Annotated in this window: 19 protein-coding genes and 7 pseudogenes; 13 read left to right on the top strand and 13 right to left on the bottom strand. The window is 57.9% G+C overall.

The genetic code is table 11. From position 1 onward, the window contains the following. Complete coding sequence (locus J2R76_RS18880) at positions 1–780, top strand: carnitinyl-CoA dehydratase (protein ID WP_253626040.1); 780 nt, start codon at positions 1–3, stop codon at positions 778–780. A gap of 535 nt (positions 781–1315) precedes the next feature. Here the strand turns inward: J2R76_RS18880 and J2R76_RS18875 are convergent. Beyond that, a complete protein-coding gene (locus J2R76_RS18875; protein ID WP_309143544.1) occupies positions 1316–1462 on the bottom strand; it encodes a hypothetical protein in 147 nt (48 codons plus the stop codon). A 216-nt stretch (positions 1463–1678) separates the two neighbouring features. Between J2R76_RS18875 and J2R76_RS18870 the strand changes: the two are divergent. The 5 genes and pseudogenes from J2R76_RS18870 to J2R76_RS18850 form a co-directional block, all read left to right on the top strand. Continuing rightward, positions 1679–1789, top strand: a pseudogene (locus tag J2R76_RS18870) (recombinase family protein); the annotation flags it as partial. A gap of 209 nt (positions 1790–1998) precedes the next feature. Next, positions 1999–2349 (top strand): recombinase family protein, encoded by a 351-nt coding sequence (locus J2R76_RS18865; protein WP_309143571.1) that lies wholly within the window; start codon positions 1999–2001, stop codon positions 2347–2349. Positions 2350–2435: 86 nt separating this feature from the next. Next, entirely contained in the window at positions 2436–3029 is a 594-nt protein-coding gene (locus J2R76_RS18860; RefSeq protein WP_253624542.1) for a hypothetical protein, read from the top strand. A gap of 584 nt (positions 3030–3613) precedes the next feature. Further along, positions 3614–4111 (top strand): annotated as a pseudogene (locus J2R76_RS18855) (recombinase family protein); the annotation flags it as partial. 173 nt (positions 4112–4284) lie between these two features. Continuing rightward, the gene (locus tag J2R76_RS18850; protein WP_309143570.1) at positions 4285–5622 is read left to right on the top strand and encodes a recombinase family protein; all 1338 of its coding nucleotides are present in this window, start codon (positions 4285–4287) and stop codon (positions 5620–5622) included. Between the two features lie 247 nt (positions 5623–5869). Here J2R76_RS18850 and J2R76_RS40835 read toward each other — a convergent pair. From J2R76_RS40835 to J2R76_RS18825, 4 genes and pseudogenes are all read right to left on the bottom strand, one after another. Then, a pseudogene (locus J2R76_RS40835) lies at positions 5870–6289 on the bottom strand (reverse transcriptase domain-containing protein); the annotation flags it as partial. A 611-nt stretch (positions 6290–6900) separates the two neighbouring features. Continuing rightward, a complete protein-coding gene (locus J2R76_RS18835) occupies positions 6901–7971 on the bottom strand; it encodes a hypothetical protein (RefSeq protein ID WP_253624539.1) in 1071 nt (356 codons plus the stop codon). Between the two features lie 61 nt (positions 7972–8032). Continuing rightward, the gene (locus J2R76_RS18830) at positions 8033–8764 is read right to left on the bottom strand and encodes a recombinase family protein (RefSeq protein ID WP_253626037.1); all 732 of its coding nucleotides are present in this window, start codon (positions 8762–8764) and stop codon (positions 8033–8035) included. A 64-nt stretch (positions 8765–8828) separates the two neighbouring features. Next, positions 8829–8993: a hypothetical protein gene (locus J2R76_RS18825; protein ID WP_253624538.1), complete on the bottom strand. Its 165-nt coding sequence runs from the start codon at positions 8991–8993 to the stop codon at positions 8829–8831. Between J2R76_RS18825 and J2R76_RS18820 the strand changes: the two genes are divergently transcribed. Further along, complete coding sequence (locus tag J2R76_RS18820) at positions 8986–9252, top strand: hypothetical protein (protein ID WP_253624537.1); 267 nt, start codon at positions 8986–8988, stop codon at positions 9250–9252. The two genes, J2R76_RS18825 and J2R76_RS18820, sit on opposite strands and share 8 nt — an antisense overlap. Before the next feature lie 83 nt (positions 9253–9335). Here J2R76_RS18820 and tnpB read toward each other — a convergent pair whose 3' ends face one another. Then, on the bottom strand, positions 9336–9581 hold the full coding sequence (gene tnpB / locus J2R76_RS41040) for an IS66 family insertion sequence element accessory protein TnpB (protein ID WP_375166505.1): 246 nt from the start codon (positions 9579–9581) through the stop codon (positions 9336–9338). A 52-nt stretch (positions 9582–9633) separates the two neighbouring features. On the opposite strand from tnpB, the gene J2R76_RS18815 reads away from it, so the two are divergent. Then, entirely contained in the window at positions 9634–9813 is a 180-nt protein-coding gene (locus tag J2R76_RS18815; RefSeq protein WP_253624536.1) for a hypothetical protein, read from the top strand. Positions 9814–9837: 24 nt separating this feature from the next. Here the strand turns inward: J2R76_RS18815 and J2R76_RS41035 are convergent. The 3 genes and pseudogenes from J2R76_RS41035 to J2R76_RS18805 form a co-directional block, all read right to left on the bottom strand. After that, a pseudogene (locus tag J2R76_RS41035) lies at positions 9838–9942 on the bottom strand (transposase); the annotation flags it as partial. A 74-nt stretch (positions 9943–10016) separates the two neighbouring features. Beyond that, a pseudogene (locus tag J2R76_RS18810) lies at positions 10017–10498 on the bottom strand (IS66 family transposase); the annotation flags it as partial. Between the two features lie 371 nt (positions 10499–10869). Next, a complete protein-coding gene (locus J2R76_RS18805) occupies positions 10870–11016 on the bottom strand; it encodes a hypothetical protein (protein WP_253624535.1) in 147 nt (48 codons plus the stop codon). Positions 11017–11682: 666 nt separating this feature from the next. On the opposite strand from J2R76_RS18805, the gene J2R76_RS18800 reads away from it, so the two are divergent. Next, positions 11683–12558: a CmcJ/NvfI family oxidoreductase gene (locus J2R76_RS18800; RefSeq protein ID WP_253624534.1), complete on the top strand. Its 876-nt coding sequence runs from the start codon at positions 11683–11685 to the stop codon at positions 12556–12558. Between the two features lie 829 nt (positions 12559–13387). Here the strand turns inward: J2R76_RS18800 and J2R76_RS18795 are convergent. Beyond that, positions 13388–14656, bottom strand: coding sequence for an aminotransferase class I/II-fold pyridoxal phosphate-dependent enzyme (locus J2R76_RS18795; RefSeq protein ID WP_253624533.1), 1269 nt, complete (start codon positions 14654–14656; stop codon positions 13388–13390). Positions 14657–17546: 2890 nt separating this feature from the next. On the opposite strand from J2R76_RS18795, the gene tesB reads away from it, so the two are divergent. The 3 genes and pseudogenes from tesB to J2R76_RS18780 form a co-directional block, all read left to right on the top strand. Further along, the gene (tesB, locus tag J2R76_RS18790) at positions 17547–18407 is read left to right on the top strand and encodes an acyl-CoA thioesterase II (RefSeq protein WP_253624532.1); all 861 of its coding nucleotides are present in this window, start codon (positions 17547–17549) and stop codon (positions 18405–18407) included. 913 nt (positions 18408–19320) lie between these two features. Then, a pseudogene (locus J2R76_RS18785) lies at positions 19321–19987 on the top strand (group II intron reverse transcriptase/maturase); the annotation flags it as partial. A gap of 551 nt (positions 19988–20538) precedes the next feature. Next, positions 20539–20784 (top strand): annotated as a pseudogene (locus J2R76_RS18780) (group II intron reverse transcriptase/maturase); the annotation flags it as partial. A gap of 18 nt (positions 20785–20802) precedes the next feature. Here J2R76_RS18780 and J2R76_RS18775 read toward each other — a convergent pair. The 3 genes from J2R76_RS18775 to J2R76_RS18765 form a co-directional block, all read right to left on the bottom strand. Beyond that, positions 20803–22866, bottom strand: a complete 2064-nt coding sequence (locus J2R76_RS18775) for a recombinase family protein (RefSeq protein WP_253624530.1) — start codon at positions 22864–22866, stop codon at positions 20803–20805. Between the two features lie 115 nt (positions 22867–22981). Beyond that, the gene (locus J2R76_RS18770; protein WP_253624529.1) at positions 22982–23320 is read right to left on the bottom strand and encodes a DUF6788 family protein; all 339 of its coding nucleotides are present in this window, start codon (positions 23318–23320) and stop codon (positions 22982–22984) included. 59 nt (positions 23321–23379) lie between these two features. Next, on the bottom strand, positions 23380–23646 hold the full coding sequence (locus J2R76_RS18765; RefSeq protein WP_253624528.1) for a DUF5372 family protein: 267 nt from the start codon (positions 23644–23646) through the stop codon (positions 23380–23382). Between the two features lie 17 nt (positions 23647–23663). Here J2R76_RS18765 and ltrA point away from each other — a divergent pair, with 17 nt between their 5' ends. Continuing rightward, positions 23664–24695 carry a group II intron reverse transcriptase/maturase gene (ltrA, locus tag J2R76_RS18760; RefSeq protein ID WP_253624527.1) on the top strand — a complete coding sequence of 344 codons (1032 nt, stop codon included), beginning with the start codon at positions 23664–23666 and terminating at the stop codon, positions 24693–24695. Positions 24696–24721 lie beyond the last annotated feature (26 nt).

Below are 24721 nucleotides of genomic sequence, written 5' to 3'. Positions count from 1 at the left end.
ATGGCTGAGGTTATAACCACCCGTCGTGAAGGCGCGATCCTCGAAATCATGCTGGACCGACCCAAAGCGAACGCTATCGACATTAAGACCTCGCGCCTCATGGGCGAGGCGTTTAAGGCATTTCGTGATGATCCGGAGTTGCGCGTCGCTGTTATCAAAACTGCTGGCGATAAATTCTTCTGCGCGGGCTGGGATCTAAAGGCGGCGGCCGACGGTGAATCTAACGGTGACTTTGGTGTCGGCGGTTTCGGCGGGCTGCAGGAACTGCGTGATCTCAACAAGCCGGTGATTGCTTGCATCAATGGCATGGCTGTCGGCGGCGGTGTGGAGCTGGCGCTCGCGTGCGATTTGATCTTTGCCTCTGAACATTCAAGCTTCGCGCTGCCGGAGATCCGCGCCGGAGCGCTGGCTGACGCGGCAACGATCAAACTCCCAAAGCGTATTCCGTACCATGTAGCAATGGATCTTTTGCTCACCGGTCGATGGATGGATGTCGCAGAGGCGCATCGCTGGGGGCTAGTCAACGAGGTGCTCCCCAAAGAACGACTTCAGGAACGGGTCTGGGAGATTGCGCGGCTGCTCGCCAGCGGACCGCCGCTGGTATTTGCCGCTATAAAAGAGACTGCGCGCGTGGCTGAATCGCTCACCTTCCAAGATGCTATGAACCGGGTCACACGGCGCCAGCTCGCAACTGTTGATATCCTCTACGGCTCAGAGGACCGGCTTGAGGGGTTCCGAGCTTTCGCTGAAAAGCGGGATCCCGAATGGAAGGGGAAATAGATGCATTTCGCGAGAAGGCGTACGCTTTGGCAAAGCTGATCGACGAGAATCGGCCGCAGGCTATAAGGTGAGATTAGCGCCTACAAGTTCGCGCACTACAAATTCCCAAGGCGTGGAGTTGGTCGGTCTGTAAGGACTGCTGGCGGAAAGGAAGCTATGCGAACGTCAAGCGTAACTTCATTGGCTACAGCCTTCGGCCCCGACGAGCAAAGAATTCTCAAGACGCATCGGTTTTTGCGATTTTCTGCCTAGAGTCCAGCGCTTCGGCGCTGAAATCCGTCCGGGCGGCAATCAGGGATTTGAACCTCCGAAGGTCGATTCACGCGCGCGGCTCTGGGGCCAATCCTTCGATACGTCAATCAGAAAATCTAGGCTTGGATGATGCGGAAGTTCAAACGCTTTATGGATCGCAAGGCCAAGGCTGGCAGCGTCCTCGAACGACTATGTCGGAACGTCCCGGCTTGTTCGCACACCGGGAGATCAGCATACGCCGCTCGTTCGCCGTGTCCATCTGGGCTAGGCCGCGGACAGTGGATCACCGAATCCGCCGCCCGAGGAGTCCGGGGTCTTCCTTCTGTATCCTGATGAGCTCCATCAGGTTTTCGATGCCGAAGCCGGTGAACGTCATGACGCCGTCGCCACCTATGCCGTAAACCCAGATGACGCCGTCCTCCGGGTCCATTCCGTTAGCCACGTCTCGAGCCAGTCCTCGACTTCGCCGAGGTGGCTACAGATCCTGAACGGAGAACGCCCACGTGCGAGGCGTCCAGTTCATGGACGAGGCGGTCGAGGCCATCCCACCGCTTGAACAGATAGTTGATCGGGTCGATCACGTTAGACGAACGCGACAGCGAGGAGCGCTCCGCTTGCAGTCTACGAAATTCTCGTTCCAGATCAGGTGCGCTTCGCGCGCGCCGGCGTCGAGGTCTTGCTCATTCGCTCGAGACGGGCGGCGACGCCGGAAGACGAGCTTCTGCTGCAGTTTCAAGGCATGATCGCCGAGTATGAACGCGCGCAATTCCTGGAGCGGTCGCGGCGAGGGAAGCGCCATCGCGCCCTTCAAGGCCAAGTGAGCGTGCCTTCTGACGCTCCGTTTGGCTGTCGCTACAAGCGCAAGATCGATCACTCTGCCGCCTATTATGAGCTCGACGAGCGAGAGGCCGCATCGTGCGCTAGGTTGACAAGCTTTACACCGCAAAAAACCACTGCGTCGGCGCCATCACGCGCCTGCTCAATGAGCGCCAGATTCCACCAGCCAAAGAAACAGGCCGCTTGGAGCGCGCGACGGTCTGGGCGATGCTCCGCAATCCCGGGCATAAAGGAACGGCCTGCTTTGGCAAGACGCGGATCGCGCCGCGCATGCGTGTGACGCGGCCGTTGCTATTGCGCGGCGGCGTCGCGCCTCGCAATAGCGCCAATCATGAACTTTTTCGCACAGAGTGGATCGAAACCGCTGTGCCGACCATCATCAGCGAAGAGACCTTCGCATTTGCGAACGAGCTTTTGGAGCCAACAAGAAGCATGCCCAGCGACGCACGATCACGCCGAGCGCCCTGCAAGGATTGTTGAGCTGCCCAAATGCGGCTATGGGCTCTATCGTACCTCCACCGGGCCGAGCGCTCGAACCATCCATTACTACCGCTGCTTGGGCTCGGATGGCTGGCGCCGGCTCGGCGGGCCGGTCTGCGACAGTCGCCCGATGCGCCAGGATTTGTTGGACGAGGTGGTATGGAAAGATCGCGCGTTTACTTGAGGACCGACACCTCATCAAAGATGAACTTGAGCGTCGGCTCAAGGCGGCGCGCAACGCCGATCCCACACAACGCCGGGAGGAAACGCTTCGCCGCGATCTTGCGCGCTCCCGAAAAAGTATCGAGCGTCTCCTCACGGCCTATCAGGACAGCCTTCTCTCACCTGAAGAGCTGCGTAGTCGCATGCCAAAGTTGCGCAGCCGCGAACAGGCGTGCCTGTTGGAGCTACAAGCGATCGAAGACCAATCGAAGGAGCAGGAAGTTAGTCTGCGTCTCGCCGAATCCGTGACGAGCTTCCGCGACCGCCTGCGCTCGTCCGTCGGCGCACTCGATATAATCGAACGCCGACGCGTGCTGCGCCTTTTCGTGAAGGAAGTCCTCGTCGGCGACGACAAGATCGTCATCGCCATCACGCCGCCTTGGGGGGCGCCCCGGTCGCGAGCGGTGATCGCTCCATATTTGCCTTGCATCGGCGCTATTAGCCAGCGTTCGATCTAGAGCAGAGCCCATTCGTCTTGCACACGCTTCCTGACGGCGCCTTCATGAGTAGCTCGTGGCTGATATTGTCGAAAGACTACTCGACAGACTACCCACCACCGCGCTCATCATCTCGACGACTATACCGATCGGGTGACCATCGTTCGGTCGCGCCATCCCTTTGAGGGATCTGCGCTTAATGTGCTTGGCTGGTGTCATCGACGCGGCGAACTTCATCTGACGCTTGTACTGCCCGATGGTACCCGTGCCCTTGTACCGGCCGCGTGGACAGATCTGCCTATCGCACAACATTTACCGCGTGCAAGCCCGCAATGCGCTCGAGCGGCATTCCTGGCTTCCCACGCCGAACTGCTGCACGCCCGGACGATCGTCGACGCTTTGCTGCGGCAATTGGATGCCGCGCATACTGTCCTGCCACCGGAATCGGAGGAAAGCCATGCAGCAGCTAAGCTTTCTCGACCCACCACCTCAGCACGGTGCCGTACCCGTATGGGAGGCCTTCGATAGAGAGCAGCGTGCACATCTCGTGCTGCGATTCGCCCGACTAATCGCCCGAGCAATCGCCACTGCCGGAGATCACAACGATGAACGAACTGAGCAAGATCACCGCTGAGCACCTACGCCGATGCGCAATCGTCTACGTGCGTCAGTCCAGTACGACGCAGGTCGAGCATAATCGCGAGGCCACTGGCCGTCAATACGAGTTAGCCGAACGCGCCGCGCGGCTTGGTTGGCGACGCGATCAGGTGAAGGTCCTCGATGAGGACCTCGGTGCTTCCGGTTCCGGCCTTTCCGAGCGCACCGGCTTCGCGCGTATGGCCGCGGAGGTCGGCCTCGGCCAGGTGGGCATCGTGCTCGGCTTGGAAGTCTTGCGACTAGCGCGCAATAATGCAGATTGGTACCGTCTGCTCGATCTATGTGGCCTGACCCACACGCTCATCGGTGATGGAGATGGGATTTATCATCCGGGCTTGTTCAATGACCGCCTGGTGCTCGGGCTCAAAGGTACGATGTCAGAGGCCGAGCTGCATGTGCTGCATGTGCTGCGTGCGCGGCTGCTCGGTGGCATCCGCAACAAGGCCGCACGCGGAGAACTGCACCGCGGGCTGCCGGTGGGTCTGGTACGGGGCGTCGCCGACGGGAGGTGCTGTTGCATCCTGACGAGTCGGTGCAAGCCGCGATCCATGCTGTCTTCGACCGCTTTGCCGAATTCGGCTCGGCACGACGCGTGTGGCTGTAGTGCCGCTCGCAAGGCCTGCGCTTTCCGCTGCACTCCAACAGCCTTGTCGATCTCCGCTGGGTCGCCCCCACTTACACAAAGATCCACCGAGTCCTCACCAACCCGTTCTATGCCGGCGTTTATGTGTATGGCCGCACCCAGCAGACATGCTATCTCGATGCGGGCGGTCGAATCCGGAAGCGCATCCGACAACGCGACCGCGAGCAGTGGCCGGTGTTCATTCGTGACCATCATGCCGGATACATCGATTGGAATACCTTCGAGGCGATCCAGAAGCGCCTGGCTCAGAACATCCGTCCTCGACCGCACCAGAGCGGGGGTGCCGTGAGAGAAGGCGCAGCACTCCTGCAAGGCCTCGCCGTATGCGGACACTGCGGTCGGCGCCTGGCCGTACACTACAGCGGCCGGTTCTCAGCGCCCGGATATCACGGCGCCGGCAAGAACATCGTCAACGGCCGGGGCGAGTACTGCCTCAACATCGGCGGTGTGCAGATCGATGCGGCTGTCGCCGAAGCGTTCCTTGCGGCTCTCGCGCCCGCAGGCCTGGAATCCTCTCTCCAGACGATCGAGCAATTCGACGCCGATCACAAGATGACTCTCGCGCAGTTCCGTCGCGACGTCGAGCGTGCGCGCTACAACGCGCAGCGCGCCGAGCGCCGCTATCGCGCCGTGGACCCGGAGAATAGACTCGTCGCGCGTAGACTCGAAGGAGAATGGGAAAGCGCTCTGCTGGAACTGAGGACTGCCGAATCCGAACTCTCGGACCGCGGACATGCCTTACCGCGCTCGCTTACGCACGAAGAACGCGACGCGATCCTTGCACTCGGTAAAGACCTCAAGCGTATCTGGTTCGCTCCCATGACGAGCGATCGCGATCGCAAAGAGTTGCTCCGCACGCTGCTCGACGATGTCACCTTGAGAGTCGAGCGCGATAAATACAATGATCACCTGACGCTGCGTTGGCGCGGCGGTCTCTTCAGTGAAGTTAATGTCCCGTTGCCGCACTCGCATCCATCGCCGATCCGCACCGCCGACGATACGATCGATGTGCTGCGGCGACCTGGCTGCACATTATCCCGACACCAAGATCGCCGGCATCCTCAATCGCCAAGGCCGTACAACGGCCACCGGACTGTCGTTTACGGCAAATCGTGTGTCGAGCCTGCGGACGCACTTGGACATCCCGTGCTTCCAGCCGAAACAGCAAGTGCAGGACGGCGACTGCATGACAATCGAGAAAGCAGCACGCGCTCTCAGGAGCGCACCCTCTACTTTGCATCGCTGCCTCAACGATGGCTTCATTGCCGGAGAGCAGATCACACCTGGCGCGCCGTGGCGCATCCGTATCAATGACGAGGTTGCGGTCGCGCTTTGTGGAGAGCACGCCCGAAGGTTACGTGAAGATGTTCAAGGCCATGAAGCTACTCGGCGTCTCGCGGCAAACCATCTTGCAACGTGTAGAGCGCGGCGAGCTTAAGGCCGTTCACGTCTATCGCGGACGGGCAAAAGGCAAGTGAATTCAAGTACGTGAAGTTGCTCCGGGCCTCTTCGACCCTCTCAAAAAAACTGAAGGTGCAGTATGACGCAACATCCGACAGGCTTTGATGTCGAACTCCAGCACCCAGTCCATCTTCCAGCACCGTTGTCGGGCGACGCCCGACGGCATCCAGCGCGGATTTTCCGGGCCGGTAGCCGTAGGAATCGGGAAGGAAGCTTTCCTCGAGTGCTTGTTCAATCTGCAGCTTGACGACCGTCTGCGCCACGCGATCTGCTACTGTCGGCACGCCTAGAATGCGTTGTCCGGCGTTCTTCTTGGGAATGGTGACAGCCCGAACGGCAGGTGGGAAGTAGCTGCCAGAAGACATTCAATTCCATAAAGGTTGCCCTTCAAGTCCTTCTCAAAAGCGTCGAGCGACACCTTATCCACGCCGACCGCGCCCACATTGGCTTTGACCAGTTTGTAGGCCTTTATTACTGTCTGCTTTTCGATATCGTACTGCTTACGTCTGGTTACACTCACATGTCCTCCTGCTCATCACAGTTGGATATGGGCGTGACCCACTTGTTTCGACCCCGTCCCTCCCAGTTCCATTTCAGCACCTTCATCACTACTAAGAGCCGATCCGCGCCAGTGTTGTGCTTCGGTACTCTCGTCTCGCGGTATGCGCCGCTTGAACTTCTCCCTTGGCATCACAACGACTGGTTCCTGCAGTTCCCTACAAGAGCCTGTATCCAGATCGCGTCCCCTAAACGCCGACGCCATCCGCGCGGCAGTCCAGGCGCCTCACGGATTGATCTCAGGGATGGCACGCGCCCCTGATTTTGGCGACGCCTTAGTAATTTTCGATGCGTCATCGGAAGATTCGCTTTCGCTCGCCTTCTGGGTACTTACCTGCCCCGTAAACCCTGGACTTTTGCGACACTTGCTGATGACCGCGCCTCTTAAGCGAAGCCACAGTGTCCTGGTTTTGCACCTGCGCCTGGAACGCCCGATGCAGGAGGGTCGTCCTCCATCTCTCATAAAGCTGTACGCATTAAATTTGGTTATTCACCTCCTTCATGCTCTGCAGCACACCGTGCCAGATCACCTTCACAAGATCACTACAGCTCGTTTCATTGTACGTCCCTTTGTCAGATTCCAGGCAGGCGGATCAACCTATCGTACTGATAATCAATGTAGTTTTTCGGCCGACGTTCGATCACGCGCTGCACCGCTATGCGCATTGACTCCGACGTCAGCGCGTCGACCGGAACCAACCATTGCGCCCCCTTGATCGCTTGCGTTGCCGGCAGGATGCCCTTCAGCACGAGGCTCTTTGCTGATCCGACGCAAATCCCAAAGTGTGCCGCAGCCTTCGCAAGGCTGATCATTTTGCCGTCGGATGATGCGGGGTCGTATTCCGGCAAGCCCAGGCGTTCGTGCATTTCCCGCACGCGAACAGTCGTCCAGGTTTCGCCGTCGCCGGTCTTGCAACGCATCCGATTGAGCGACACGGCGAGCTCCCGGTCAGGCCAATGACCAGCGAGTTTGCGAAGTGCGTCAACGGCAGTGGGTGTCATATCGGCCGGATATCGGCCCGTCTTTACGCGAGCAACCCGAACCTCCGTGTGCCGGCCGCCGGTCCAGTGGACGAGCAGAACCGCTTCATTGGTGTTTTCGTCGAGATCGCAAACAATCTCTCGGACCACGATGTGAACTAGCCGCTGCTTGGTGCGCGTGTCCGTGGACGGTGCATTCCCGACCCGCGGCAGATCGTGCGCAAGTTGCAGAAGCAGGGCGCGGTCGATCTTGGGGGTTTCCGCTGACGCGACGCGCTGCTCCTTGATACGACCTTCAAGCTCGGCAACCCGCTCCAATGCGCCATTCCAGCGTGGCTCGAGTTCGCGGGCAACGTGACGCTTCGCCGGATCCACAAGTTCGTATCGGCGTGCGGCAAGGGACGCTTCGTAGCTTGCAACTTCAAGCTCCCGTTCGACGGCAGCGATGATCTCTTGTCTCGAGCGCTCAACCTGGTCCGACGCCAATATCGCGGCTTCAACAGCCCGATCGGAGACCGCCTCAAGGATTTGCAGCGCGACCGCACGATCGACGCGCACTCCGCCGATGCCGATACATGGGCCTGCTCCGACATGGGCGTCATCGCCGCGGCATTGATAGCGATGGGCATTCCCCTTGGCCTGGCCATAGAACACACGCATCATTCGCCCGCAACGTCCGCACCGCATCAAGCCGGTCAGGAGTGCGCGTCCCCCGCGCGCCGATTTACGCGAGCAATTCTTCTTTGATGTGCGCGTTTTCCAGCAGCAGCCTCTGATTGTCTTCATACTCCTGCCAGCTAATATAACCGGGATGATTGTCGCGCAGGAGGACATTCCATTCCTCCCGCGGCTTCTTCAACCCGCTGAACTTGCGAGCGCGACCGTCCACGATCCGTGTCTTCTGGGCGATTCGGCCAAACGCATAGGCGCCAGCATAGAGTGGATTGTGCAGGATCTGCATCACCGTGTGATAGGCCGGCGCCTTCCAGCTAAGCTTGTAGATTTGAACGTTCCTCAAGACCACAGGCATTTTGATGTCGGCGGCGCGTAGCCAAAGAAAGACCTGCCGGGCGCTGCCGAGCTCGCGGAACTTCGTGAAGACGAGTCGGACTACTCCCGCCACATGTTCGTCGGGATCGATTTCGATCTTGCCAAGTTCATTCCAACAAAATCCGGGTGGAAGCATGAAGCGGTACTCGCCGCGCTGGGCCTTGGAGTCTCGAGCGGCGATTCCCCGTTGGCGAAGCAGACTCAGCTCATACTCCGACATCGTCCCCTTCAATCCGAGCAGCAGGCGGTCGTTGACAAGCCGCGGATCATAGGCTCCGTCGGGATCGATAACCAACGCGCCAGCGAGCGCGCAGAGGTCGATCAGGTGATGCCAGTCACGTCCATTGCGCGCCAGCCGCGACGCCTCGATGCAATAAACAGCACCGACGTCGCCCGAACATACCATCGCCACAAGCCGTTCAAATCCAGGCCGCTGCGTGCTGCCGGATACTGAGCGGCCAAGATCGTCGTCAATTGACTGTCACCGATTTAAATCCGGCGGCTTCCGCGGCCTGCGCCAAGTCATATTGCCGCCGCTGGCTTTCGAGATTCCCCATGACTTGGGACATCGTCGATTGGCGAACATAGACGACGGCGACGCGACTGAGGTGATCAGGCGTGATCTTGATGCTCATGATCACCTCCCGTCATCTGAAGCGTCTCGACGCCTGCCGCCTCCAGCAGGAGATCGGCGAGCGCCTGGATCAGGTCGTTGGGATTGGCGCCCAGCGGGTTCTGGGGAATCCGATGCCCCAGATCCAGACCCAGTTGCATCGGCTCGCGATATTGGTGTTTTCTCCGCACGTCCTTTCTCCCTCTTCATTGAAGGACGGGATCGTGCGCCCGACGCCTGAGTCGTGCCGAGAAGCTTCAGAACTGCGGCAAATTCGTTGAGCCCCTCAATACTGACCTGCGGCGGCCCAAGCGCCATGCCGGCACAGTAGCTTTCGTCGAACATCCAATTGGGAACCTCGCGGCTAAACCCACGCCGCTCCTCGGTATAGATGCACTTCAAATCCTTGCCGCGTCGGAAAGGTGCGACCTGAAGCATCCGCCGAAAAAGCGGATGTCACGGATATGCAATTGTCGCGCTTCGAAGACTGTATGCAGAATGTCGCGTGTTGGTTGCGGCGACCGCGGAAGACGAACAGATGCCCGTTGAGCGGGTCTTTGCGCTGCACCTCCTGCACTTGAAGTGCCAACGACGGAAGGGCTCTGCGCATATCCGTGTAGCCTGTCGCGAGCTACACTCGCACGCGATCGGAATCGAGATCATTGGCGCGCCGGGTCTTCGAGAACTCGACGCAGCGCGTCTCCATCAACCCGGATGCGGTGTCCGCTACCAAGATCGATCTCGATGATGCCCTGGCTCCTCCGTCGACGCGCCGGCGTCGTCAATGGCCCTTCGGCCACATCCCGCGGCGCCACAAACGACCCAATCTCGACCGGCACTAACGGCGCCATGCTCGTCTCACCGTGCTTGCAAAACTCTTTGCGCCACCTGAACAGCTGGCTCACATGAGGGCCGGACATGCGAGCCATCTCGGAAACAGTGACTCCGGGCTCGAGCGATGCTGCAACCAGCCGCCTGCGACCATCGACGCTGCCGCTGGACCGAGGTGATCACGCTGCCCGCAGGCCCTCAATGGAGGGATACCGATCACCTTGAACCACCGTGGGATCTCCTCCAGCGTCGAGGTCACGCTTTCGCCAACCTTCGACAGCCGGGCCGATCCGCAGTAGGGACATTTTGCGTCGGGGCCGGCAGAACCAAGCGCTCCCGCTCGATATCATCGGGAACGGGTTGGAGCACCGGCCGCTTGCGCTCAAACGAACGCCGTTTGCATCTTCCCGGCCGCGCGGCAGCGAGTTCATCTTCAGTTGCGTCCGCCTCGAGTTCCTCAAGTTCAAGCTCATCGAGCAGCCGCGCCGACCGCTCTGAGCTCGCCATAGATCATCTGTCGCAGCTGCTCGATCTCGAGCTTGAGATGGGCAATCAGCGCTTCGGTACTCGATAGCTTCGCCTGGTCATTGGCCGCTTCAGCAAGCCTAACTTCCGTCGCACGCCTGTCCGCGCGCTCGGCCAGATCATTGCATGTGCGGCGGCAAGATCGGGCGGCAGGGCGGCGCTGGTGTCCATAACCAGATGGAATCACATTCGCGGCAAGACTCAAACAACAAACTCTCAGCCCGCGCTCGTCGGACGCCAGGAGTCTTGAGGATTGCGGCAATCAAATGCCGGACAATAGATAGCTCATCCGTGCTCGACACCATGCCGCCCAGCCAACGATGGCCGCATAAGACGACCTCTCTCCAGTTACTTCGTAAACAGGCACGCCCCTTGGCGTCATGCCAGATTACCTTCAGTAAACGCCTTGGCGCCCGCGGAAGCAGAACAAATGACCACTCAGCAGATCCCGGTGCAGCACCTCTTGCACCTCCTCCGCCAAAAAGGCGGCCTTTGCGCATGTCGGCACGTCGCCAGCCACACCACTCGCGTAGGAACTGGAATCATCGCGCATCCAGAGCTTCGATGATCCGACGAAGCGCCTCGACGTCGACGCCCGCATCGACCATGACGCGCCGCCCGCTGGTCAGTTCGATATCAATCCGACGCTCCGTCGAATGGGCTGTCGTAATCTCCGATGACGTCGCCATCGACGTTAGAGGTCCATCCTCGGCTACAACTGCCCTGACGTAGGCAGTCTCGGATTTGGTCCGGTTCGCCGCGAAGGCCCTTAGCCAAGTCATCAGCAGAGACGCGATAAGCTGTATCGTCGCGCTGTCGCCACAACTAGGCGCGGCTCGGGCAGGCTCTCCAAAACAATCTGCATCTTCTCCTCCTCAGGCCAAGGCCGCCGCCGGCCTGTCTCCACCACTTCGAGTCGATTCAGCGCACTGAGATCATATTACTGTCCATACGTACAGTTCTCAACCATCAGGCCAGCTCGTCGCAAGGCGTCCGTCCTCGGAGGGGTGCCATCGCCTGATGTGAGCCCAGTGAGGCGAGAGTCTCACGCTGGGGTTTATGAATGGCGGCGGTGAGAGCCTGCTGGCCTACTCGCCAAAGCCGCATGCCCGGATCTGTGAAGGCCAAGCTGAATGGCCGAGGTGCTCGACCGGCACCTCGCCCGACCTCTGCAGCCTCACAGGTTTCTCACTTGAACTATCCGTGTCTGTAAAAAGTGAGAGTAATCTTCCGCGTCCGCCAGAATTGGTAGGAAGACTCCTTTCCCTGTTGCTGTACTCTTTCGAGGATGCCCGGTTCACAATAGTACCCGCGACCGAACGGGCTTTCATCATCCTGATCTGGAGCCAAGCATCATGGGAAATGCGAAACAAGCCTCACTGACAGCGCAAGTAAGCCGCCAATGCTCGGAGGGTGTCAAAGGTCAAATTACCTTTGCTCGACGTACGTCCGACGAAAAAGCTCCCGAAGTTGCGGTTCCGGCACGGCTTCCCAACATGCTGCTTGGTCACCTAGACGACCCGCCGTCTATGTCAACCTACGAAGTCACCATTCGCAACGCGCGTCCGATAATGAACCAATTCACCCTTGACCGGGAAGGCTTCACTCTAATTCAGCACAAGATATCCTGTGCAAACGAGCGTGATCCAGAACTTATGGGTGATAAGTACCTGGAGGAAATGGTGCCATTCATCAAAGACTACTTCAACGCCTCGTGGGTCGTGCCCCGGCGAGGGGGGGGCATCGTTCGTTCTGCCGGTGGGAGCTCCATTCCCAGCGTAAAGGATCCGGTTGCACTGGCTCACATTGATTACGTGCCGATCGACGGGCCTGTGCTGGCCGCGATTGCTAGCCAACTAGCGGGAGTTACGATTCGATCGTATTCTCGATTGATGATAATTCAAACTTGGCATGCGCTCTCTCCACCCCCGCAGGACTTTCCCTTAGCGTTCTGCGATGGAGCGTCCTTTCACGATACCGATATTGACGCCGTGAACTATGCGTCTCTCGACACCACGATTAAATTCGGCTTTGTGCACTTCAATCCGGCTCAACGTTGGTACTATTTTCCGGAAATGACCGCGGACGAGCTTATTCTGTTTAAGAGCTACGATTCCGAGGTGTATTGTAACCCCATAACGGCTCACTCGGCGTTCGACAATCGTCGCGCTTATCCCAATGCGAAGCCTCGTAAGAGTGTCGAGGGGCGTTTCTTTGTGTATCACGCGTGAGCGGCCCAGAATGGTTCCACCGTTTCAATTCTTTCTCGAATCCACGCGAGAGACGCTAGGACTGCCAGAGTTGACGCACTTAGCTTTTGTACGAACCGCGGCCTTCTTCCTCAAGGGAGTCATCGCCGAAAGACTTCGTCGACAATCGTCTCGATCAGCTCATCCGCGCTTATTCGGCTTGAAGCAGATTCTGACGATGCCCACGGTGCCACGCGCAGCCGAGATGCTGTCCTAGCATTGCCCGCGCCCTAAGGCTGAGCTGCATTGCAGGCCTTCTCCGCGTCATCCGTCACAGAATCAGTCATCCATTTGGGTCGTGTCTTAAGCAGCATTGCATACGAGACCTTCCCGCAGGCGTCGCCCGATCGTCGCGTCCGGGAATCGCTACCACTGGAAGAAGTGCAGCCAGTAGCCTCGGTCCACTTGCGAATTCTCTAGCCTCGATCGTCGTCCGCATGGCGTTCACCGTTTGCTGACCTACAGGTGAGCTGAAGCATTTAGAGTGCGATCCTTGCATCAAAAGAGCCGATCGCACTCCAGCATCGCTGTCGCGTGACTAGAGAGCCGATTGTTTAGGTCTTATATTTCTAGATATTGTAAGGTTCCGTCAAAAAGATTGCGTCGAGAGCGGTTCAGGTGCCAAATCGTCGTGCCAACGTCCTGATTCTGAAGTATTATCTAGCGTACCAAAAGAGGATGTGCGCGTATCTCAATCGGACATAGAGATGGATGGCTCCCTCGCGACGCCCTAAGGAAGGACATGCTTCCATTCTCCTAGTCCGCATAGTCCTTCGGTCAGCTACATGAATTCGTCCGTTGAATCATCACGTCACCTCAAAGGGTAGGGCTTTTCGGTTATTTCGTCGACTGTTTCCAAGATGCTGTTGCACAGCCGCTCTATATCGCTGACCTCGTGCTCCACTGTAATGCGCACTCGAATTCCCGCCGTTTCTTGCCCGAGCTTTGGAAAGAGCGTCATTTGGGTATAAAAGCCACGATCAAGAAGTCCTCTTGCAACTGCAAGCGCATTGGCCTCCGATCCGATGACGATCCTTCTAATCGGAAGTGAATTGCCTTGCTCGGCGGTTGCGACACGACGGTCAAAGACCTTGATCCTTTGCGCCAGTCGCCTCTGCCGCTCACCCAGTTCTGTCGAATGGTGAATTTTGCAGGAGCCAAGCGCAGCGCCAATTGCCGCCAGAGTGGGAGGCGCCGAAAACATGTACGGAATGCAACACCTCCGAAACAGAGCCTCTTGCTCGGTCGTTCCGAGCATCAACATGCCACCCGATGCGCCGAAGCCTTTCGTCAGCGAAGCTGCAATGATCGTTCGCTCACCAAGAATTGTTGAAAAATGAGAGCGGGCAAATCCTTCGCCTTGGCGTCCGACGATTGTTATGCCGTGAGCATCGTCGATATAGAGAAAGAGCCCATAACGTTCCTGGAGTTGACACAATGCCTTGAGCGGCGAATGGCCTCCTGTGGAATAAACACCATCACATACATAGGCGACCACCGCATTTTCACTGCACAAGCGTTCAAGTGCGTCCATGTCATTATGTGCGATCGTTTCCACCCTCGTTTCATCAGCCACCAGCGGCTTGTGACAGGCGAGCGAAATATGTGCAAAGCTATCAAACACGACGACGGGCTTCGTTCCACCGGTCAATTGGCCCGAAGCAAGAATGGACATCGCGCCCAGATTGGCGAGCATGCCACTAGAAAAGACGACCACGCGCGCCCAGAACAGTTCGGAGAGAGCCGCTTCAAGGTCTCCCAGAAGATCGAAATTGAGACGCGTTCGGGCGGTTGAGGAATGTAGTGACCGCTGCGCCTCGATCGCTTTACCCACGATTACTGGATGATTGTCCAGGCCTAAGTAGGAACATCGCACAAAATCAGCTAACTGCGAACGATCATCAGTTGAGCCATCGCCGGAAACAACGATGCCCCGAGTCGTGGAACATCCAACGACGGGCTTGAGACAATCCGTCCTTCCTGTATCTAGATGCGGCCTGCTTTCTCCGGTCGCATAAGCGATATTCCGAAGGAGTGCTGTCGAGTGACCAGCCTCGGAGTGAACGACCCGCTCTTGCATTTCGTTCTCCAATTTGATTTGCACGAAGTCGGAACGAACGGGGAGTGCTATACAAATCGCACGGGTCGCTCGATCGACCCGTTAGTCCGGGCGAACTAAACCATTGCCTGCCTCGCTTGCTCAGCTACCAAATCGAATAGGGCTCGAGCATAGAAACGTGTCGTTGTGGCAGCGCCGGGTGCGGAGTAGAAGGGCTAGATCATAGGACCGGCGCAGCTTTGTTATGGCTGTACCGATAGGTGTTTTTCTCAAATGGATCAGGTGCTGGACGGAGACTCGCTGTCCATACCGAAAAGACGCACTTTGTTGACTTCTTCCGCTTAAGGAGGGTAAAGCGAGCGCGCCATCCCGAGACGGATGGGACCGGTTTCGACTTTCTTGGCCAAACTCGTTGGTTATGGGGTCTCGCAACGGTAAGAACGGCAAGAGTATGGTTCGGCAAGTAACGACCAAGGGCCGGTTTGCCCGCATGGTGGCCACGGCTAATGACGTGGCGGATGCACTGCCACTGGTCGTTCCCGCGACCAGCATCGCCATCGGTCCTCGATGATGCGGGGCCACTTCGGCTACTATGGCGTTGTGGCAGCAGTCGACGGTTGCGTTGGTTCACCAATCAAGTGGTGCGTGTTTGGCGCATGTGGTTGTCTCGGCGAGATTGTCAAGGCTGGGTCCGATGGTCCTTTTGTCAAACGCCATCCGCGCCTGGCGATAGAACTGCTTGGCCCGTTACAGCGTTCGCCGCAAAGACAGCAACGGACGAAGCGAAGGAAGACCCGAGCGGGAAAAATCATCGCTCGACTATCTCGAGAATGGAGTGACCTTTTCGCACACAGGAAACTCGGACTACGCGGCTCGTTGGCCTGATGGGAACCCAGTGAGGGGAGACCCTCACGCTGGATTCTGAGAGAGGCCGGCGCTGAGATTCCGCCGGCCTGCTCGTCCGCGAATCGAAACTCTGGAGCGTAGGCGCTGTTACGCTAAGCGAGGCAAGATGTTGTGCGCTGTATATCGCGAAACCACTACCGTTGCTCCCATATCAGAAAACGCTTCCGTCAACTGGATGGTTGGATCGTTCGAAGGCTCTGGTTCCATCGCACCAAGTGGTGGCAGAGCGCAGCCTGGAAGGAATGTACAACGAAACGGCTGCGCGCAGAGTTCAAGCTGGTAGGGCTGGCTCACTGATCCCTTCGCTTAAGGCCGCGAGAGCCCGTTCATGAAAGTTGGATGCGGGAAAACTGCACGTCCAGTTGTGGGGCGGACGGGGCAGGGCAAGAGCATCGAGCGCGCCTCCTTCGATCTGACACCAATGAACGATCTGAAAAAAGCGATGGGTCGACACCGTTGTTCGCGCGAGCTCTGGAGGCAAGGTGAGCAGCCAATGGGCATTAGCAAGCGGCCTCCCGCGCCCCGGAAACAGAACTGGACCAGATCGTTAACGAGGTTGAACGCCATACGTGAACTGACAAAACTGGGTAGAAGGATACGGTTCACGGCGTTTATGCATCACGAGACCCGCAAATTGCTGACTGAACGCTTCAAGCAATTGAAGCGTTCTACGTCGACAGCGTGACGTCGGCGATCACGAGGAAGACGCTCGACGAGCGAATAGCAGCGCTATGAGATGCGATCCAAATCCGGCCGCTGCCAAGCACTCCCGTCTGGGCCGAATATATCCCCAAGTCGAATGGCAAGCCGAGGCCGCTCGGAATCGCTGCGTTGGAGGATGAGATCGTCCAACACGCGGTGACGATGGTTCTGAATGCAATCCACGAGATGGCTTCCTGAGCTTTTGTGTGTGTGCTGAAGAGACACATAGAAGGGAGGGAAACAGCAAGGGGAAAGCAGTGTCGTTGCTGCGTGAAAGATGAGTGCAGGTCCCTCGGCATAGGCTTGCAGGAGCAGGTCTCAAACCGCTCCAAGTTGTTGCAGCAAAGAGCCGCGGTGGCGAGTGTTAGAGCGGTTCGCGCAAAGATACGCGGGCAAGCGCGGCAGGAGCCGCCCTATAGCGCGACAATCAGGATGAGAGCGCGTCTCACCCTGATCGCCGCCGCGCACCGCCCGGAAGCTACCCACTTCCTGGGTCTGACGCTCTATTGCACGCGAAACCGAAAGGATTACTTGAAGAGTGGGATGCGGCGAATAAGACATCCAATAATCGGTGAACGAGATGGCGAAATCAACGCCGGCCTTCGCAGTCACTATGCTTACCACGGCGTCGCCGGAAATCTCCGGAGCCTCGTCAAGATCTATCGGATCGTCGATCCTTACTGGCGCAAGATGTTGTGTAACCGGAGCTGGGCGGGATGTCGCATCACTTGGGACGCCTTCCCACCAACTCAAAGAGCGGACACAGTTGCTGAAACCAAAACTGCGCCTCGCATACGGAAGCTGCAGGTAACAGCTGTGCTGAGCGTAGTGTGATAAACTCGCACGCTAGTTCTGAGGGAACCGGGGGCAGGCGACCGCCCGGTGACCGGCGGGCGCTGGGCAACCAGCGTCCCTACCGCGACCGAGTCTTCGTCAAACTGCAAAGTTCATGCGAAGCGCGAATTATCGATAGAAAGAATATGTGTATTGAGGCCGTCCGCGAAGAGTTCGGGACGAGACCGAACGCTGTTGTGGCTTCGCGGCCTTGTTGACGTGTCCAGGCGTGTCCGGCTGGATACGTCTACGTCCGAAACTCAACATACAGCGCGACCATTCCGTCAGCGACGGCATGGAAATGGATTTCCGTCCTTCAAGCAGGCCTGCACGACCTTTATTGGCACGCCGATTGCTGGAAGACGGCGAAGGACCGGTGAGCCTCGAAAGAGCCGATCCCAGGATGGATTTTGGCCAAGGCTTTCCTGCTATGCCTCGGAATGAGGCAGAATAAACCAAGGACACGTCAATGTCCACGATACTCGTCGACCTGCTCGACAGCCTCAATCTCGAACCGATCGAGGTGAATCTGTTTCGCGGCAACAGTCCGAAAACTAGCTCGCAATGGGTGTTCGGCGGCCAGATGATCGGACAGGCAATGGTCGCAGCATATGGCACGGTGAAAGGTCGGCTCCCGCATTCGTTGCATTGCTATTTCATGCAGCCCGGAGACCCGAAGGTCCCGATTATCTACGAGGTCGAACGTCTGCGCGACGGCAAGAGCTATTCGACCCGCCGCGTCATCGCGATCCAGCACGGCGACACGATCTTCTCTATCATGCTATCGTTTCATGCCGAGGAGGAGGCGGCGTTCGATCATCAAGACAGAATGCCTGACGTGCCGCCGCCGGAAGAACTCGCAGCGGCAAAATTGTCAAAGCTGGCGATATTTACGGAGATGCCGGAAATCATCCGCGGCTATTATAGATCCGATCGTCCAATTGAATTGCGCCCGGTAGAAATCGGCCGTTATGTTGGTCAAAAGATTGACGATGGCCGCGTTCACATTTGGATCAGGACCACCGAAAAGCTGCCTGATGATCCGATGCTGCACATGTGCGTACTGGCCTATGCATCAGACTTCTCCCTGCTGGATGCGGTGATGGCTCGCCATGGTCGCACGGTGTTCGATGACCGCATGATGTCGGGGAGCCTCGATCATGCGATGTGGTTTCACCGCGGATTCCGGGCGGACGATTGGCTGCTTTACGCCAAGGAGTCGCCGAGCGCGCACTCTGGAAGAGGCCTCGCGCGTGGCTTGATCTTCAAGGCCGACGGCACGCTGGTGGCGTCCGTCGCCCAGGAGGGCTTCGTGCGCGAGCGACGCTGAGCCCTTATGTACACACAAACACGTTCGTGGTCACATCGCTTCAGCAATCGTCCTGGCGGTGGCCGCGGCGGCCATCGTGCGCACGAAAGGCAATATCCAACCGTCCTCTTTGCTTTGCCGACAATGTGAAGATCATGCAAGTAGATCTCGGTACCCGTGCCGACTCCTAATTGGTCGTACTGAGTGTGCGCCGGGAGACCGGCAAGGAGTAGATGGTGAAAGTCCATTGCGATGAAGGTGTGGCGAACCACAGCCGTGCGCAGGCCTCCGCGAGGGGGTCGGCGAAGCGTCGGTAGGGGAGCATGCAGGCCAGCCATTGAGCGTGTGCTGCAGCAGCATAGAAAAGGAGAGTTCGAGATGAACGCCTAGCCATGTGCGTAAGCTGCGCGAAAAGATGGGGGTGGGCCCTCCGGGATCGGCGTTCAGGCGCGGGCCCCAAACCAGTCCAAGCGGCTGCGCTCAAAAGGTGTGGTCGTGAGCGTTGGATCAAAAGTCCGAAGAGAAATTCGGGCAGGTGAGCGTTCGCGAGACGAATGAAAATGAACCCTCGATGACGCGTCGAAAGCTGGTGGACGTTGCTAAAACCAGAGGCGGCTCAATCTTCTGGGATAAGCCTATCGGCAACCTGACTACTGGGTAGGCAGCAACCGGCGTAGAGGGGGCGTGAAGCGGATGCAGGCTTTCGCGTGGAACTGCAGGAACCAAACTCTGGATGCCAAGGGAGAAGCTGAAGCGACCAAAATCGCGCGGCCAGAGTGCCGATGCCAAGGTCTGGGGCGGACCGACTCGTAAGAGCGTTGAAGGCTCTGTAATGGGGCCGGAGCAAAGGGGTCGGATCAGGACGGTTGTGATCATGGACCAACTGGAGACAGGATGAATACGACGATCACGACAAGCAAGCCGTTGAGCATCGATAAGAGATAAGAGAAGTGTGGTTCGGGCTTATAAAGCGGTTAAATCCAAACGTGGTGCGGCTGGCGTGGACGGACAGACGCTCGGGGAGTTTGATAAAGATCTGAAGGGCAACCTTTATAAGATCTGGAATCGGATGAGCTCGAGCAGCTACTTTCCTCCCTCAGTGCGTGCAGTCTCCATTCCGAAAAAGGGGGGAGATGGCGAAAGGATTCTGGGTGTTCCGACCGTCAGCGATCGCATCGCGCAGATTGGTTGTTGCGCAGTACCTTGAATCGATTCTTGATCCAATTTTTCTTCCAGACTCCTATGGTTACAGACCGAAGAAATCGGCCCTGGATGCCGTGGATGTTACGCGCGAGCGGTGCTGGAAGTATGATTGGGTTCTTGAATTCGACATCAAAGGACTATTCGACAACATCTCGCACGATCTTTTGCTCAAAGCGGTTCGAAAGCATGTGACGTGCAAATGGGTTCTGCTCTACATCGAAAGATGGCTCAAGGCACCCATGGAAAAGGACAGAGTGTTGATCGAGCGAACTCGCGGTACCCCTCAAGGGGGCGTAGTTAGTCCGATTCTCTCCAATCTTTTCCTGCACTATTGCTTCGACCTCTGGATGACACGGAAGCACCCTGACCTCCCATGGTGCCGCTATGCAGATGACGGTGCGCCACGACGGTGCGAAGGAGGTGTGATGTAGAGCACCTTTGAGCAGCCTTGCTGCACAGAAGATGGGGGTCGGCCCCTCGAACTCGGGTTGCAGGATCAGGGTTCAAACCACCGGCTGCTGCTTCGGCCCAATGGTCGAGGTGGTGAGCGAGACCGGAAAAGGCAGAGCAAGACTCTGTCAGGTAAGGATCGAGGAGACGAGCGCAAGCGAACCACCGATGAACTGTCGAAAGCGTAGGGAAGACGTCAAAACCAAGGGGTAGTCGTTATCTTGGGATCAGTCTGAGCGATACCTGTTTACGGCTCAGGCGGCGTCCGGCAGGCGAGGTGGCGTGACCTCGGTTCAGGCTTCTGTGCGGAACGTGGGAACCTGTATCGCGATGCCAAGGGAATGGTTCAAGTGGAAGCCCCACAAGAGTCTGAGTACCAATGCGCGATGCAGGGACGGAGCCGTGTGTAGTAGTGACGAAGGCACTGTAATGGTGGCGGAGCGAAGGCACGGCACTGTCCCGCTTGATTGGAAGAACAACCGGAAACGGGAGGACTCTTTTGGGTCAAGCAAAGCCGTATGACATCCCCAAGCGCTGGGTTTGGGAGGCGTACAAACGGGTTAAAGCAAATCGGGGCGCAGCCGGTGTGGACGAGCAGTCGATCGAGGTGTTCGAGGCAGACTTGCAGAGCAATCTGTACAAGCTCTGGAATCGAATGTCTTCGGGTAGCTACTTTCCACCGCCGGTCAAGCGTGTGCAGATCGACAAGCGCGACGGCGGGAAGAGGCCGCTAGGAATTCCGACGCGCCGGGCATAATACACCTCATACAGTTTGCGTTGGGGATGGTGGGTGAAGATGGCTTGAAGTCGCAACCCATTTTCGGAGACGCCGGTCGACGCAATCGTCGATGGTGATTGCATATGGCGCATTCGGCTTGCGTTGCAGCGCCGAGACTATACCACGTTCGATCCAGTAATGGACGACCCACAGGCTGACGCCAAATCTCTCACAAACCTGGCTGACGTTCAACGTTCCGGCGGGAAGAGATCGGCCAGTGATACGATGCTTGTAGCGGATCCATCGAATCATGCTGACGGTGAACGGCCTGCCGGTCGAGCTTGTCTGGCCATTGCTTTTGAGTTGCGCGACGATCTCATGATCATCATGTAGTTCCGCCAGCGCGCGGATTTTGGCAACGAACTCTTCGGGATAACGAACTGCTTCGGGGCGGTTCGGCCGCTGCCGGACCTCAATTGTCTCAGTAGCCCCACCTTGCCAGCGAATTTGCAATCGCAGCAGTTTGGGCTCTGGACCCTTAGCGACGGTGATGTCGCGTATCAACAGGCGGAGCATGCGCTTGCGGTCACGAGCTGAAGTGCTTGAAGCCTTCCACAGTCGGGGGAAGTCCCTGCCAAGCTGCAGTATTTGCTGCCTCTGTTCGGTTGTGATGCTACGCAGGTTCTGGCGCTCAAAATTGGCCAATTCAGTCTCGAGCTCGAGAAGCCGCTCCATTGCATCGTTCCAGCGCTTCTCGAGCGTACTGGCAACCAACCGATTGCTGGGGTCTGCTTCTTCATAGCGTCGTTCTGCCAAGTCACAATCATAACGGGCCCGGTCTATCCTTCGTTGCCATTGCGCAGCAATTGACCTATCGCGCTCCTCCAAGCTTGTCAGCGCTTGCAACGCCAGTTTAACCGTCAGTGGCGTGACGGCGGTCAACAGGCGCTCTGCAATGGCGTGATCAAGCGGTTTTGATGGCAGAGACATGCAGTGCTGCGGCGCCAGTGCCTCCCGACGCCTCCAATTGCATTCATAGATCGGATAAAGACCGCCATTGCCGGCGTAGCGCACATTTAGACGCCGTCCGCAAGCGCCACAAAGCAATAAACCTTGCAGCAAACAAAGTCCCTCTCGAGCGGGTCCGGCGATAACTTCGCTATTGGTCCTGTTCGCCGCCAAGTGTTCGCGGTTGGTAAGGAATCGATCCCAGGTAATATAACCAGCATGGTGATCGGGAATGACAACACGCCACTCATCTTGTGGCATGCGGCGCAACTGAGTTTGGATCTCACCGGTAGGACCAACCTGCTTACAAGATTGATATCGGCCAAACACGTAAGTGCCGGCGTAAGAGGGATTGGCAAGAACACCGAGCACGCGTGAATGCGTAAGTCGTCCCCAGATCAGCTTGCCGTCCCAGACGCCGCCATAGGCTCGGCGTGGAAAGACAAGGCCGAGTTCATTGAACCGTTTAACTACGCCGTAGGCGCTGCTCTCTTGTTCAAATAGTTCGAAGACTGTTCGAACCGCGCCTTGCACTTCCTGATCGGGGTCGAGGGTGATCCTATCGCCGTCGAATACCAAACCGACCGGCAGAGGGAAGTGCAATTCACCTTTCTGCGCCTTGTTGAGTTTGCCTCCGTGGAGGCGCGCGCGAATGATGTGCAGCTCTGCCTGAGCAAACGTACCCTTCATGCCAAGCACAAGGCTGTCGTTGAAGTCCGCCGGATTGTAGCAGCCATCGCCGTCGAACACCAATGTACGTGTCACCGCGCACAGCTCCAGCAAGCGATGCCAATCCTTGTTCGAGCGGGCCAGGCGCGAGGCTTCCAGAGAGAAGATCGCGCCGACTTGGCCCATTGCCACATCGCTGACCAGCGTCTTGAAGTCGTCGCGATTGGTCGCCTGCTCGCCGGAGTGACCGAGATCCCGGTCGAGGATCCGGATCTGCTCCGGAGTCCACCCGAGCGACCTCGCTTGGTCCGCTAAGTTGTACTGGCGCTCTGTGCTCTCTTGATTGAAGCGGACTTGCCCCATCGTCGACTGACGGATGTAGATGCAGGCCTGCCGCGCGAGATGATGATCGGCAATCTTGGGATTGATCATGATCGGGTCCTTCCACATCGGGCGGCGGAGCGCCTGCAGCGAGATAGGAGTCGATCATGTTGGCGATGATGGCGCCCGCCTCGGCAAAGTCGAGGGCTGCGACCGCCGGATCCATCTAATCGAGACTTTCGCGGCGACGCAGAAGCTCGGCATTGATCGCGCAAATCTCGTTGAGCATCTCCTGGAGTTTGCGGTAGTTGGCGAGAAACTCGGCCACCTGAGGATACGCGCCATTCGGCACATAGCCGAGCCGCGGGCGTTCGCCGGTTCGAGCGATTGTGGACAGGTAACGCTTGGGGCCGTGTCCCGGTCCGTCGACGCAGTGGCAGCGGGGTCGGCCGCAGCGCTTGTAGGTCTCGATGAGCGACCCGCGCACAATCTGCTCGATCGGCGGCAGGGCACGCAAGAGCTGGTGGCGGCGCTTTCGCAGGGCCGCGGAAGAAGGCTTCTTCATTTGCGGACCGAATCGAATTGATGTCCGAGTGATTCAGAAGCTGAGTCATTGGTCAAGCCTCATTTCTTGTGCTTCAACGAAGAGGCGAATTCGGCGAGCGCAAGCAGACCAAGGGCGTCGATGAGCAACGGCTGCTGGCCATTGATAGGCTCGCTCCGATCACCGGGAAGCGCCCAGTCCGTCCAGTCGCGCGCGACAGCAAGCGATCCGATCTCGGCGTGGCGCAGGCTCAAAGTCTCTACGCCAGAGACCTTTCTGACCTTGAGGACAGCAAATCGCTGACCACGAAGTACATGGAAGGGATGGGTTATCTCAGCCGAACCCAAATCCTGACGGGGTTGAAGTGCAGTTCGACGTAACCGTACCTACGGTGTCGGATCGCGTTGCTCAGGCGGTCGTCAAAGGATATCTGGAGCCGGATTTGGAGAAGCACTTTCATCCAGATTCGTTCGGATATCGACCCGGAAAATCGGCGCTCGATGCCGTTGGGGTTGCTCGCCAGCGATGCTGGCGGCATCCCTTCGTGCTCGATCTCGACATTCGGGCTTATTTTGACTCGATATCGCATGAGCTTTTGCTCAAGGCGATTCGGAAGCACACGGACTGCGCTTGGGTGTTGTTGTACATTGAACGGTGGCTTAAAGCTCCCGTTCAACTGGAAGACGGCACCCTTGAACCCCGAGAGAAGGGCACGCCGCAGGGCTCGGTGGTATCACCGCTGATGGCGAATCTCTTTCTCCACTATACGTTCGACATGTGGATGCGAAGAAATCATCCGAGCATCCAGTTCGAGCGTTATGCCGATGATATTCTCTGCCATTGCGACAGTGAGCGGCAGGCACAAGAACTGAAGGAAGCGCTTGCGAAGCGCTTTGCCGAATGCGGACTGGAGCTTCATCCGGACAAGACGAAGATAGTCTATTGTAAGGATGACGACCGGCGAGGTGATTATCCTGAACAGAAATTCGACTTTTTGGGCTACACGTTCCGTGCCCGTCGTTCGAAGAACCGTTGGAGAAAGCACTTCGTCAACTTCAGCCCCGGTGTCAGCAATGCCGCGACGAAGGCAATCCGACAGGAAATCCGTGCCTGGCAACTACGCTGCCGGGTGGATAAGAGGATCGACGACCTGGCGAGGATGTTCGACCCGATCATTCGAGGCTGGATGAACTACTACGGTCGGTACTACAAATCGGCGCTTTACCCGACACTACGCCATCTCGACCGATGTCTCGCGCGATGGGCGATGTCAAAATACAAACGTCTGCGGCGACATCGAAGACGGGCAGAGCACTGGGTACGGGACATTGCTTGCCGCACCCCCACGCTGTTGGCCCATTGGCCGATGCTGCACAAGGCGGCGGTTGGACGGTAAGAGCCGGATGAGCGGAGACGTTCACG

Origin of the sequence: Bradyrhizobium sp. USDA 4532 (genome assembly GCF_024171315.1) — a bacterium.
Taxonomy (GTDB): domain Bacteria; phylum Pseudomonadota; class Alphaproteobacteria; order Rhizobiales; family Xanthobacteraceae; genus Bradyrhizobium; species Bradyrhizobium australafricanum.
This window is presented reverse-complemented; position numbering and strand designations above follow the sequence as displayed.